We start from the raw sequence: 12990 nt of genomic DNA on the forward strand, positions 1-12990 counted from the left end.
GGCCTTCCCCGAACCGCTTGACACAACAAGCAAGCCGCTAACTACGCGGCATTGGCCCTTGACGGGCCGGCCCGAACCGGGAGGACAATGGGCTGCCGGGAAACCCCGGATGCTCCTCCGACCCCGAGTACGGGGATCCCGCTCGCCGTGCCGCGGTCGTACAGTGCGCTCCCGCCCGCGGGGCTGCCCGACCGGGCTTGCGTCCCGCGTCCCCCTTCGGCTCCGGCCGGCCCCGCCCCCCTGCGCTACGTCGCCAGGTGTTCGCGGACCGGGGCCAGGTCCGCCGACGTCTTCGTGGCGATGAACTCCGTGATGCGGTACTCGCAGACGCCGGCCGCCGTGAAGGGGTCCTCCTCCGCGATCCGCTCGACCTCCGCGCGGGATACTCCGGCCGCCAGGATGATGCCGCCTTCCCGCGGGACCTTGCGGCCCGAGGCGAGGAAGACGCCCGAGGCGTAGTAGCGGTCGAGCCAGGCGATGTGGGCGTCCAGCTCCTCTTCGACGGCTTCGATGGGCGCTGTGTACGTGAGCTCCATGACGAACATGATCGTCAGGTTACTCTCGCACCATCATGACGAGTGTGAAGACCCCCGCCGACGAGGCCGAGGCCCGGGCGATACAGGACGAACTGCGCAATCTGGTCGTGCTCGACGAACCCGGGCCGCTGCCCGGGCGCGGGCTCGTCGCCGGGGTGGACGTCGCGTACGACGACGAGCGGGACCTGGTCGCCGCCGCGGCCGTCGTCCTCGACGCCGCCACCCTCGACGTCGTCGAGGAGAAGACGGCCGTCGGGCACGTCAGCTTCCCCTACGTGCCCGGGCTCCTCGCCTTCCGGGAACTGCCGACCGTCCTGGCCGCCCTCGACGCCCTGACCGCCGCCCCGGACCTCGTCGTCTGCGACGGCTATGGGCTCGCCCATCCCCGCGGCTTCGGCCTGGCGTGCCATCTCGGGGTGGTGACCGGGCTGCCGAGCATGGGTGTGGCGAAGAACCCGTTCACCTTCACCTACGAGGAGCCCGGCGCCCGGCGCGGGGACGCCGCCGCGCTGCTCGCTGCTGACGGGGCCGTCGTCGGGCGGGCCCTGCGGACCCAGGACGGGATCAAGCCGGTGTACGTCTCCGTCGGCCACCGGATCTCCCTCGACAACGCCTGTGCCCACGCCCTCGCGCTGAGCCCTCGGTTCCGGATACCGGAGACCACCCGGCATGCCGACTCGCTGTGCCGCCGGGCCCTGCGCGAAGCCTCCTGAACGCCAAGCCTCCTGAGCGCGAGCCTCCTGAACGCGAAGCCTCCCGAGCGCGAGCCTCCTCGCCTTCCCTCAGTCCACCCTCGCCACCCGGAACCGGATCCCGGCCTTCTGGAGCCGGTCCAGCAGGGCGTCGCCCATCGCCACCGCCGTGGTGAGTTGTCCCGCGCGCTGCGGCAGGGCGTCGTAGGCGAGGCACAGCGCCGACTCGGCGAGCATCTTGGCGGTCTCGTCGTAGCCCGGGTCGCCGCCCGAGACCTCGGTGAACACCCGCCGTCCGCCGCCCTCGCCCACGAAGCGGACCGTGAACCAGCTGCGCGCCCGCCGCTCGGCGTCCGGGCCCTCGCCCGGCCCCCAGTGGCCCAGGATCCAGCGCCGGGCCGGTGGCAGCTGGGCCAGGGCGGCCGTCGCGCCGAGCGCCACCGTGCCGCCCACGGCCACCGGGAGGTGCTTGATCGAGGCGTAGTGCCGGTAGCGGAAGTCCGGCCCGTACCGCTCGAGCGCTGCCGCCGACCGGGTGACGATCCGCGGGTCCAGGGAGGGCAGCGGCATCGCCCAGGTGCCGGTCTCCCGGCTGAACCGCGGTACGCCCAGCGGCCCCCGGACGCGTCGTCCCGGCAGTCGGGGCTCGTGCAGCCGGCGGGCGCGCGCCGCGGCCAGGGTCTGCGGGCCGCGGCCCATCGCGGTGAGGGCGGAGGCCAGGGTGCCGCCCGAGAAGAGGGCGTTGGACCGCATGAACGCGTCGACCTGCAGCGCGGCGCCCTCCGGCAGCTGCTGGACCGTGAAGTAGGTGCCCAGGTCGGCCGGGATGCAGTCGAAGCCGCAGGCGTGCACCAGGCGCGCCCCGGTCTCCCGGGCGCGGGCGTCGTGCTCGACGTACATGCGGTCCACGAATTCCGGCTCGCCGGTGAGGTCGACGTAGTCGGTGCCCTCCTCGGCGCACGCGGCGACGAGCTCCGTGCCGTACAGGACGTACGGGCCGACCGCCGTGGCGAGGACGCGGGTGGCGGCGGCCAGTTCCCGTACGGCGGTCGCGTCGGAGGCGTCCGCGCGCAGCAGCGGCAGGTCGGCGCATCCGGGGTGCAGGGCGGTGAGGCGTTCGCGCAGCCGTTCCAGTTTGCCGGGGTCGCGGCCGGCGAGGGCCCAGCGGCAGCCGACGGGGGCGTGCCGGGCGAGGTACTCGGCGGTGAGCGCCCCCACGAACCCGGTCGCGCCGAAGAGTACGAGGTCGTAGGGCCGGTCCTGCCCGGGTCCCGTCCGCCTGCTCTGCCGAACCTCTTCGTCCATCACGGCTCCTCCCAGCTCGTACTGGTGGCCGAGGCTAGCGTGCGGCGGGTGGGCAACGGCGAGCGCCCCGCCAGTGGCCCGGAGGGCCGCCGGCGGGGCGCTGGCGTAGACGTCCGGCGCGCAGTGCGCGGACGTTCGGGGTGAGACGGGTCGGCTGTCGGGTCAGTTGTCCTGGTACATGCCGAAGACGTCGACGATGAGGTCGGCGTCGCCGTCGCTCTGGTTCCAGAAGTCGACGATGCCGGTGGCGCCGGTGCTGGCCTGGACGAGGTTCGGCACCGTCTTGCCCACCGTCCAGTTGAGGGTGGAGGAGGTGGGGGCGGCCGGCCAGGTGGCCGTGTCGTCGAGGTAGTCGTCCATGGTGTTGGGGTCCGGGGAGACGGCGAGGAAGCCGTTGTCCTTGGGGTTGGTCACCGTGGAGTTCAGCACGAAGCCGGTGATGCCGGGCTCGCCCGGCGACAGCGGCAGGGGGATGTAGCCGCGGCCGCTGAGCGGGCCCTCGCCCCAGTTGGCGGCGTCGCGGGTGTCGAGCAGGCGCTCCGGCTGGAACGGCAGGTACGCGCCCTGGCTGGTGGGGCTGTAGTAGCCGACGACGTCGACGATGACGTCGGCCGGGTTCCAGCCGCCGTTGCGGACGACGATCTTGCCGTCGGGGCCGACGGGGACGATCACCGAGTTGGCGATGGTCTGGCCGGCGGTGAAGTTCACGTTGGAGGCGGTCGGGGCGGACTGGCCGCTCGGGTAGACCGTCAGGTGGCCGTCGCTCTTGGGGTTGGTGACGGTCACGTTGAGGGCCACGGCCTTCACGCCGGCGGCCGGGACCTTGCCCTTCCCAGCGATCTGGACGTTGAAGGAGCCGTATCCGGCGACCTGGCCCTGGGCGGTGCCGGTGCCGTTGCGGGTGTCGACGAAACGTTCCGGCGCCAGCGGGGTGTAGCCGCTGGAGGCGGACTGCGTGAAGTAGCCGGTGACGTCGGCGATGAGGTCGACCGACTCCCAGCCGCCGTTGTACAGGTTGACGTAGCCGTTCGCGCCGACCGGGACGATGACCAGGTTCGGGACGGTCTGGCCGGGGGCGAAGTTCACGTTGGACGTGGTGGGGCGGTCGTCGCCGTCGGCGTAGGCCGTGACGTGGCCGCCACTGGTGGTGTTGGTGACGGTGACGTTGAGGACGACCGCGGTCACGCCCGCCGGGATGCCGCCGTTGCCGGCGATCTTCACCTTGGCGGAGGTGTACTTGGCGATCTTGAGCTTCGGTGCGCCCGTGCCGTTGCGGGTGTCGAGCAGGCGGGTCGGGCCGTACGGGGTGTAGTCCGAGCCCTCGGTGGTGATCTGGACCTCGTTGGTGACCGCGGTACTCGTGGCGGAGTCCGTCACGGTGACCTTGACCGTGTACGTGCCGAGTTCGGCGTAGGTGTGCTCGCTGCTCACCGGCTGGCCGCTGCCGTCGTACGAGGCGTTGGTGGTGGCGCCGTCGCCCCAGGCGACGGTCACGGAGGCGCTGGTGGCGAGGTTCTCGATCCAGGTGTCGATCATGATGCCGTGGGCGCTCGTGGTGTACGCGTCGACGCCCACCTGGAAGTCCACTGCGGCCACCTCGGCCGTCGTGGCGGCGGCGTCGCCCGGGGCGGTCGACTGCGGGGCGCCGAGGCTGCTCTCGGCCGCCTGCGGGGTCTCCAGGGTGGACTCGGAGGCGGGGCTGCTGAACTTGGTCTTCTCCATCGCGTCGGCCGGGACGAGGTCGGGCGTGGTGAGGCCCTGGCCGCCCCCGGTGGCCGGATCGGCCTGGGCCGTGCTCGGAAGGAACGAGATGCCCGCCGCGAGGATGGCGGCGGATGCTGCGAGTCGGCGGTAGGACACCGGGCCCCCAATGGGTCAGATAGCCCTCGGTCAGGGCTGGAAGCCCGCTCAGATTACATAGGCGATTTTCGGCCATCCATCGACCCCCGCCGCTACGCTCCGGCCCCAGGGAGAACGCCCCGGAAAGCGGCCTGAAGAGCCGTTCCCGGGGCGTTGCGGTCAAGTGCTACCGATGGTTTCAGTTGTCCTGATACACACCAAAAATGTCGACAATGAGGTCGATGTTGCCGTCGCTCTGCTTCCAGAAGTCGATGATCCCGGACGGGCCGCTCGCGGCCTGGACGAGGTTCGGGACGGTCTTGTTCACGGTCCAGTTCAGCGTGGAGGACGTGGGGGTGGGTGGCCAGATTTCGGTGCCGTTGTCGTAGTCGCTCAGCGAGTTCGGGTCCGGCGTGACGGCGAGGTAGCCGATGTCCTTGGTGTTGGTCACCGTGGAGTTCAGGACGTAGCCCTTGGTGTGGGGGAGGCCGTCGGCTGGCGGCATGGAGACGTAACCGGGGCCGGCCGGCGGGCCCCAGGCCCACTGCGAGCCGTCGCGGGTGTCCGGCCGGTGGTGAAGTTCAGGTGGGAGGCCGTCGGTGCCTGCTGGCCGCTCGGGTAGGCGGTGAGGTGCCCGTCGCTCCTGGGGTTGGTCACGGTGACGTTCAGCGCCACGGCCGTGGCCCCGGGCGAGAGCGAGACCCAGCCCTTGCCGGCGACCTGCGTGGTGACGGTGCCGTAGCCCTCGATCTGGCCCTGGGCGGTGCCGGTCCCGTCGCGGGTGTCCAGCAGGCGCTTCGGGCCGTAGGGGCTGTAGTGCGAGCCCCGGGTCCAGACGGCGACCTGGTTGACGGCGGAGGCCTGCGTGACCTGGTCCGTCACGGTCACCTGGACCGTGTGTCCGCCGGGCTTGCCGTACTGGTGCGCGGTGGTGACGGTCTGACCGCCGGCGCCGGTCTCCCGGCCCGTCGCGCCGTCCCCCCGCTCGACGCTGATCGACACCGGGTGGGCGAGGCGTCCGGGACACGGGTTTGCGCAGGCCGGAGGGCATTGTCAGAGCGGTACGGTCCGGTTGCCCGGCCTGCGGCGGCGGACGGGACTAGCGTGAGCCCGGGCCCGCCCGCGCGGGCGCGTGCGAACGGTGGTGAACGGAGGTGCGCGTGAAGGCTGCGCTACGCAAGTGGGAGGCGGTGCGGGAATTTGCCCGGGGGCTTCCCGAGGCGGTGGAGGAGTTCCCCTGGGGCCCCGAGGACTGCGTCGTGAAGGTCAACAAGAAGATCTTCGTCTTCCTCGGCAGCGCCGAGGGCCCGCAGCCGCTCGGTCTCTCCGTCAAGCTCAAGGACGAGGCCCTGCACGGCCACGCCATGTCCGCCCCCGGGGCGGAGCCCACCGGCTACGGCCTGGGCCGGTCCGGCTGGGTCTCGGTGCCGCTGGAGGAGAAGGGCGCGCCCGCCGCGCAGGTGCTGTGCGAGTGGGTGGAGGAGAGTTACCGGACGGTGGCGCTGAAGCGGCACGTCAAGGAGTTGGACGCGCGGATCGCGACAAACGGCTAAGCGCTTGCTCTTGTGCTGAGTGGGGCACGTTCCTAGCATCGCTGGTGTTACATCAGTTGTGTCACACTCGCACACCAGGACGCTGGGGGCTCGATGGCAGTGACAGGTGCCGGGCACGAGCACGGGCACGACGAGGACCGGGACGGGCGCGGCCCCCTCGGTCCGCTCTCCGGCGTGCGCGTCGTCGAGCTGGCGGGCATCGGCCCCGGCCCGTTCGCCGCCATGCTCCTCGCCGACCTCGGGGCCGACGTCGTACGCGTGGACCGCCCCGGCGGCGCCGGCCTGGCGATCAACCCCGCGTACGACATCACCAACCGCAACAAGCGCTCCGTCCTGGTCGACCTGAAGTCCCCGCAGGGCCCCGCCCAGGTCCTGGACCTCGTCGAGCGGGCCGACGTCCTCATCGAGGGCATGCGCCCCGGGGTCGCCGAGCGGCTCGGCGTCGGCCCGGCCGACTGCCACGCCCGCAACCCGAAGCTCGTGTACGGCCGGATGACCGGTTGGGGCCAGGACGGCCCGCTCGCCCACGCCGCCGGCCACGACATCGCCTACATCGCCGTCACCGGCGCCCTCGGCATGATCGGCACGCCGGACGGGCCCCCGGCCGTCCCCGCGAACCTCCTCGGTGACTACGCGGGCGGCTCGCTCTACCTCGTCATCGGCATCCTCGCCGCGCTCCAGCACGCCCGGACCCCGGCCGGCACCGGCCAGGTCGTGGACTCCGCCATCGTCGACGGCACGGCGCACCTCACCGCCATGATCCACGGGATGATGGCGGCCGGCGGCTGGCAGGACCGGCGCGGCGCCAACCTCCTCGACGGCGGCTGCCCCTTCTACGGCACCTACGAGACCGCCGACGGCGGCCACATGGCGGTCGGCGCCCTGGAGCAGCAGTTCTACGACCGGTTCACCGAACTGCTCGGCCTCGACGGCCAGTCCTCCGCCCGCAAGGACCCGGCCCGCTGGGGCGAGCTCCGCGAGGCCGTCGCCGCGCGCTTCAAGTCCCGTACGCGCGCGGAGTGGACGGCGGTCTTCGAGGGGACGGACGCCTGCGTGGCCCCCGTCCTCTCGCTGCGCGAGGCCCCGCACCACCCGCACCTCGCCGCCCGCGGCACCTTCACCGACGTCGGCGGGATCACCCAGCCCGCCCCCGCCCCCCGGTTCTCCACGACGCCCGCCCGGGTCAGGAGCGGCCCCGCCAGGCCGGGGGCGGACAGCGCGTCCGTGGCCCGCGACTGGGACGTCCCGGGCCTGACCGGAAAGGGCGGCGACGCCTGATGGAACTGTCCATGATGCTCGACTACGCCGGCGACCCGCGCCGGGCCGCCGACGAGGCCGCCGCGCTGGAGTCGGCCGGCCTCGACGCCGTGTGGGTGGCCGAGGCCTGGGGCTTCGACGCGCCGACGATCATGGGCTACCTCGCGGCCCGCACCGAGCGCATGAAGATCGGCTCGGCCATCGTCAACGTCTACTCCCGCACGCCCGCCCTCATCGCCCAGACGGCGGCCGGCCTGGACGCCCTCTCCGGCGGCCGCGCCCTGTTGGGCCTCGGCGCCTCCGGCCCGCAGGTCGTCGAGGGCTGGCACGGGAAGACGTACGACCGGCCGCTCGGCCGGACCCGCGAGACCGTCGAGCTGTGCCGCCGGATCTGGCGCCGCGAGACCATCGACCACCACGGCATCACCGACATGCCCCTGCCGCCGGAGAAGGGGGGCCGGCACGGCAAGCCGCTGAAGATCCTCACCCGGCCCGTCCGCCCCTCCATCCCCGTCTACATCGCCTCCCTCGGCCCGGCGAACGTCCGGATGACCGCCGAGATCGCCGACGGCTGGCTGCCCACCCTGTTCGTCCCGGAGAAGGCCCGCGCCGTGTGGGGCGGCCCGCTCGCCGAGGGCGCCGCGCGCCGCGACCCCGCCCTCGGCCCGCTGCAGACCGTCGCGGGCGGCCTGCTCGCCATCGGCGAGGACGCGGCCGCCGCACGGGACCTCGCACGCCCGCAGATCGCGCTGTACGTCGGGGGGATGGGCGCGGTCGGCAAGAACTTCTACAACGACCTCGCCGTCGCCTACGGCTACGAGGAGGAGGCCCGGAAGATCCAGGAGCTCTACCTCGCCGGCCGCAAGCGTGACGCCGCGGCCGCCGTGCCGGACGAGTTCTGCGAGCTCATGACGTTGTGCGGGCCCGCGGGCTACGTGCGCGAGCGGGTCGAGGCCTTCCGCGAGGCCGGGGTCACCATGCTCAACGTGACGCCCGTCGGCCCCGAGCCCGCCCGGCTGATCGAAACCGTCAAGAGCTGGCTCCAGTAGGGGGATCCGATGCAACGCCGCATCTTCGACGCCGACCACGAGGCGTTCCGCGAGACCGTCCGCACCTTCCTCGCCAAGGAGGTGCTGCCGCACTACGAACAATGGGAGAAGGACGGCATCGTCAGCCGCGGGGTCTGGCGGGCCGCCGGCCGGCAGGGGCTGCTGGGCCTCGCCGTCCCGGAGGAGTACGGCGGCGGCGGGAACACCGACTTCCGCTACGCCGCCGTGATCGCCGAGGAGTTCACCCGGGCCGGTACCCCGGGCCTGGCGATCGGCCTGCACAACGACATCATCGGCCCGTACCTGACCAACCTGGCCACCGAGGAGCAGAAGCGCCGCTGGCTGCCCGGCTTCTGCTCGGGCGAGACGGTCACCGCGATCGCGATGACCGAGCCGGGAGCCGGCTCCGACCTCCAGGGCATCCGCACCAGCGCCGAGGACCGCGGCGACCACTGGCTGCTCAACGGCTCCAAGACCTTCATCTCCAACGGCATCCTCGCCGACCTGGTGATCGTGGTCGCCAAGACCACCCCGGAGGGCGGGGCGCACGGCCTGTCACTGCTCGTCGTCGAGCGCGGCACGGAGGGCTTCGAACGCGGCCGCAACCTCGACAAGATCGGCCAGAAGGCGCAGGACACCGCCGAGCTGTTCTTCCACGACGTGCGCGTCCCCAAGGAGAACCTGCTCGGCGAGCTGAACGGCGCCTTCGTCCACCTGATGAACCACCTCGCCCAGGAGCGGATGGGCATCGCGATGGCCGCCGTCGCCGGCGCCGAGCACCTGCTGGAGATCACCACGCAGTACGTCAAGGAGCGCGAGGCCTTCGGGCGGCCGCTCGCCAAGCTCCAGCACATCCGCTTCGAGATAGCGGAGATGGCCACCGAGTGCGCCGTCACCCGCACCTTCGTGGACCGCTGCATCACCGACCACTCCGCGGGCGAACTCGACCACGTCCACGCCTCCATGGCGAAGTGGTGGGCGACGGAGCTCCAGAAGCGGGTCGCCGACCGCTGCCTGCAACTCCACGGCGGCTACGGCTACATGACCGAATACCGGGTCGCGCGGGCGTTCACCGACGGCCGCATCCAGACCATCTACGGCGGCACGACCGAGATCATGAAGGAGATCATCGGTCGTTCCCTGCTCGGCTAACCTCCCTCGAAAGGCTTGACCAGTGAGCACCGAAGCGTACGTGTACGACGCGATCCGCACGCCGCGCGGCCGCGGCAAGGCCAGCGGCTCCCTGCACGGCACCAAGCCGATCGACCTGGTCGTCGGCCTCATCCACGCCCTGCGCCACCGCAACCCCGGCCTGGACCCCGCCGCCATCGACGACATCGTCCTCGGCGTCGTCGGCCCGGTCGGCGACCAGGGCTCCGACATCGCCCGCATCGCGGCCGTCGCCGCGGGCCTGCCGGACACCGTGGCCGGCGTACAGGAGAACCGCTTCTGCGCCTCCGGCCTGGAGGCCGTCAACATGGCCGCCGCCAAGGTCCGCTCCGGCTGGGAGGACCTGGTCCTCGCGGGCGGCGTGGAGTCGATGTCCCGGGTCCCGATGGCCTCGGACGGGGGCGCCTGGTTCAACGACCCGATGACGAACTGGGACGTCAACTTCGTCCCCCAGGGCATCGGCGCCGACCTGATCGCCACCATCGAGGGCTTCTCCCGCCGCGACGTCGACGAGTACGCGGCCCTCTCCCAGGAGCGCGCCGCCACTGCCGTGAAGGAGGACCGCTTCGCCCGGTCCCTCGTCCCGGTCACCGACCGCACCGGTCTCGTCGTCCTCGACCACGACGAGTTCATCCGCCCCGGCACCACCGCCGACACCCTCGCCAAGCTCAAGCCGTCCTTCGCCGACATCGGCGAGCTCGGCGGCTTCGACGCCGTCGCCCTGCAGAAGTACCACTGGGTCGAGAAGATCGACCACGTCCACCACGCGGGCAACTCCTCCGGCATCGTCGACGGCGCCTCGCTCGTCGCGATCGGCTCCCGCGAGGCGGGAGAGCGCGCCGGCCTCACCCCGCGCGCCCGGATCGTCTCCGCCGCCGTCTCCGGCTCCGAGCCCACCATCATGCTGACCGGGCCCGCCCCGGCCACCCGCAAGGCCCTCGCCAAGGCCGGTCTGACCATCGACGACATCGACCTCATCGAGATCAACGAGGCCTTCGCCGGCGTCGTCCTGCGCTTCGTCAAGGACATGGGCGTCTCCCTCGACAAGGTGAACGTCAACGGCGGCGCCATCGCCCTCGGCCACCCGCTCGGCGCCACCGGCGCGATGATCCTCGGCACCGTCATCGACGAACTGGAGCGCCAGGACAAGCGCTACGGGCTCGTCACCCTCTGCGTCGGCGGCGGCATGGGCATCGCGACCGTCGTCGAGCGCCTCTGACACCGTCCTGCACCCCTGATCCCCTCCGACACGGCCGACACGGAAGTAGCGAACATGAGCGAGTCCACCACGATCCGCTGGGAGCAGGACGAGACCGGCGTCGTCACCCTCGTCCTCGACGATCCCGACCAGTCCGCCAACACGATGAACCAGGCCTTCAAGGACTCCATCGCGGCCATCGCGGACCGCGCCGAGGCCGAGAAGGACTCCATCCGCGGCATCATCTACACCTCCGCCAAGAAGACCTTCTTCGCCGGCGGCGACCTCAAGGACATGATCCGGCTGCGCCCCGAGGACGCCCAGCTGGCCTTCGACACCGGCACCGAGATCAAGCGCTCGCTGCGCCGCATCGAGACCCTCGGCAAGCCGGTCGTCGCCGCCATCAACGGGACCGCCCTCGGCGGCGGTTACGAAATCTGCCTCGCCTCCCACCACCGGGTCGCCCTCGACGCGCCCGGCTCGAAGATCGGCCTGCCCGAGGTCACCCTCGGCCTCCTCCCGGCCGGCGGCGGCGTCACCCGCACCGTCCGCCTCATGGGCATCACCGACGCCCTGCTGAAGGTCCTGCTCCAGGGCACCCAGTACACCCCGCAACGCGCCCTGGACAACGGGCTCGTCCACGAACTGGCCGCCACGCCCGAGGAGATGCTCGCCAAGGCGCGCGCCTTCATCGACGCCCATCCCGAGTCGCAGCAGCCCTGGGACGTCCCCGGCTACAAGATCCCCGGCGGTACGCCGTCGAACCCGCGGTTCGCCGCCAACCTCCCGGCGTTCCCCGCGAACCTCAAGAAGCAGCTGAACGGGGCCCCGTACCCGGCGCCGCGCAACATCATGGCCTGCGCCGTCGAGGGCACCCAGGTGGACTTCGAGACGGCGCTGACCATCGAGGCCCGCTACTTCACCGAGCTGGTGACCGGCCAGACCGCGAAGAACATGATCCAGGCGTTCTTCTTCGACCTCCAGGCCGTCAACGCGGGCCGCAGCCGCCCGCAGGGCTTCGAGCAGCGCCCGGTCCGCAAGGTCGCCGTCCTCGGCGCCGGGATGATGGGCGCGGGCATCGCGTACTCCTGCGCCCGCGCCGGCATCGAGGTGGTCCTCAAGGACGTCTCCGTGGAGGCCGCGGCGAAGGGCAAGGCGTACTCGGAGAAGCTGCTCGGCAAGGCCCTCGCCAAGGGCCGCACCACCGAGGCCAAGCGGGACGCGCTGCTCGCCCGGATCACCCCGACCGCCGACCCCGCCGACCTGGCGGGCTGCGACGCCGTCATCGAGGCCGTCTTCGAGGACACCGCCCTCAAGCACCGGGTGTTCCAGGAGATCCAGGACGTCGTCGCGCCCGACGCGCTGCTGTGCTCCAACACCTCCACCCTGCCCATCACCGGGCTGGCCGAGGGCGTCGACCGGCCCGGCGACTTCATCGGGCTGCACTTCTTCTCGCCCGTCGACAAGATGCCCCTCGTGGAGATCATCAAGGGGGAGCGCACCGGCGACGGGGCCATCGCCCGCGCCTTCGACCTCGTCCGGCAGATCAACAAGACGCCGATCGTGGTGAACGACTCCCGCGGCTTCTTCACCTCGCGGGTCATCGGCCAGTTCATCAACGAGGGCGTCGCGATGGTCGGCGAGGGCATCGAGCCCGCCTCCGTCGAGCAGGCCGCGGCCCAGGCCGGCTACCCGGCCAAGGTGCTCTCCCTGATGGACGAGCTCACCCTCACCCTGCCGCGCAAGATCCGCAACGAGACCCGCAAGGCCGTCGAGGCCGAGGGCGGCTCGTGGACCCCGCACCCGGCGGACGTGGTCATCGACCGGATGGTCGACGACTTCGACCGCCCCGGGCGCAGCGGCGGCGCCGGCTTCTACGAGTACGACGAGGCGGGCAAGCGGGTCCGGATCTGGCCGGGGCTGCGCGAGCACTTCGCCAAGCCGGACGCGGAGATCCCCTTCGAGGACATGAAGGAGCGGATGCTCTTCTCCGAGGCCCTGGACACCGTCCGCTGCCTCGACGAGGGCGTGCTGACCTCGATCGCCGACGCCAACATCGGCTCCATCATGGGCATCGGCTTCCCGGCCTGGACCGGCGGGGTCATCCAGTACATCAACGGCTACGAGGGCGGCCTGCCCGGGTTCGTGGCCCGCGCGCGGGAGCTGGCCGCCCAGTACGGTGAGCGGTTCACCCCGCCCGCCTCGCTGGTCGCCAAGGCCGAGCGCGGCGAGACGTACGCCGACTGAGCCGGTCCGGCACGGCCAGGTCGGCCAGGTCGGCCCGGCCGAGGCCGACCGGATCCGTCCGGGTACGGGCGCGGCCCGGGCCCCGGGGCCCGGGGCCGCCCCCCGCCGGCTCCCCCCCCGCCTCCGGCCCGGCGCGGGCGCCGC

12 protein-coding genes are annotated in these 12990 nt (G+C 72.1%); 7 read left to right on the plus strand and 5 right to left on the minus strand.

The features are described from left to right. Positions 1–245: 245 nt before the first annotated feature. Positions 246–545: a YciI family protein gene (locus ACFVGY_RS36595; protein WP_385686560.1), complete on the minus strand. Its 300-nt coding sequence runs from the start codon at positions 543–545 to the stop codon at positions 246–248. Positions 546–571: 26 nt separating this feature from the next. Here ACFVGY_RS36595 and ACFVGY_RS36600 point away from each other — a divergent pair, with 26 nt between their 5' ends. Further along, complete coding sequence (locus ACFVGY_RS36600) at positions 572–1249, plus strand: endonuclease V (RefSeq protein WP_385686563.1); 678 nt, start codon at positions 572–574, stop codon at positions 1247–1249. Positions 1250–1318: 69 nt separating this feature from the next. Here ACFVGY_RS36600 and ACFVGY_RS36605 read toward each other — a convergent pair whose 3' ends face one another. From ACFVGY_RS36605 to ACFVGY_RS36620, 4 genes are all read right to left on the minus strand, one after another. Further along, complete coding sequence (locus ACFVGY_RS36605; RefSeq protein WP_385686566.1) at positions 1319–2533, minus strand: saccharopine dehydrogenase family protein; 1215 nt, start codon at positions 2531–2533, stop codon at positions 1319–1321. Positions 2534–2695: 162 nt separating this feature from the next. Further along, complete coding sequence (locus ACFVGY_RS36610) at positions 2696–4393, minus strand: hypothetical protein (protein ID WP_385686569.1); 1698 nt, start codon at positions 4391–4393, stop codon at positions 2696–2698. Between the two features lie 178 nt (positions 4394–4571). Continuing rightward, on the minus strand, positions 4572–4877 hold the full coding sequence (locus ACFVGY_RS36615) for a hypothetical protein (RefSeq protein ID WP_385686572.1): 306 nt from the start codon (positions 4875–4877) through the stop codon (positions 4572–4574). Beyond that, positions 4832–5374, minus strand: a complete 543-nt coding sequence (locus ACFVGY_RS36620) for a hypothetical protein (protein ID WP_385686575.1) — start codon at positions 5372–5374, stop codon at positions 4832–4834. The genes ACFVGY_RS36615 and ACFVGY_RS36620 overlap by 46 nt, the downstream gene beginning before the upstream one ends. Positions 5375–5532: 158 nt before the next feature. Between ACFVGY_RS36620 and ACFVGY_RS36625 the strand changes: the two genes are divergently transcribed. From ACFVGY_RS36625 to ACFVGY_RS36650, 6 genes are all read left to right on the plus strand, one after another. Then, positions 5533–5925, plus strand: a complete 393-nt coding sequence (locus ACFVGY_RS36625) for an MmcQ/YjbR family DNA-binding protein (protein WP_385686578.1) — start codon at positions 5533–5535, stop codon at positions 5923–5925. A gap of 93 nt (positions 5926–6018) precedes the next feature. Continuing rightward, the gene (locus tag ACFVGY_RS36630; protein ID WP_385686581.1) at positions 6019–7203 is read left to right on the plus strand and encodes a CaiB/BaiF CoA transferase family protein; all 1185 of its coding nucleotides are present in this window, start codon (positions 6019–6021) and stop codon (positions 7201–7203) included. Next, positions 7203–8231 carry an LLM class F420-dependent oxidoreductase gene (locus tag ACFVGY_RS36635; RefSeq protein WP_385686584.1) on the plus strand — a complete coding sequence of 343 codons (1029 nt, stop codon included), beginning with the start codon at positions 7203–7205 and terminating at the stop codon, positions 8229–8231. The genes ACFVGY_RS36630 and ACFVGY_RS36635 overlap by 1 nt, the downstream gene beginning before the upstream one ends. A gap of 9 nt (positions 8232–8240) precedes the next feature. Continuing rightward, the gene (locus ACFVGY_RS36640) at positions 8241–9383 is read left to right on the plus strand and encodes an acyl-CoA dehydrogenase family protein (protein WP_385686587.1); all 1143 of its coding nucleotides are present in this window, start codon (positions 8241–8243) and stop codon (positions 9381–9383) included. A 22-nt stretch (positions 9384–9405) separates the two neighbouring features. Beyond that, complete coding sequence (locus tag ACFVGY_RS36645) at positions 9406–10620, plus strand: acetyl-CoA C-acetyltransferase (RefSeq protein ID WP_385686589.1); 1215 nt, start codon at positions 9406–9408, stop codon at positions 10618–10620. Positions 10621–10674: 54 nt separating this feature from the next. Then, entirely contained in the window at positions 10675–12846 is a 2172-nt protein-coding gene (locus ACFVGY_RS36650; RefSeq protein WP_385686591.1) for a 3-hydroxyacyl-CoA dehydrogenase NAD-binding domain-containing protein, read from the plus strand. The last annotated feature ends 144 nt before the right edge of the window (positions 12847–12990 follow it).

Source organism: Streptomyces sp. NPDC127106, assembly GCF_042677605.1.
GTDB lineage: Bacteria > Actinomycetota > Actinomycetes > Streptomycetales > Streptomycetaceae > Streptomyces.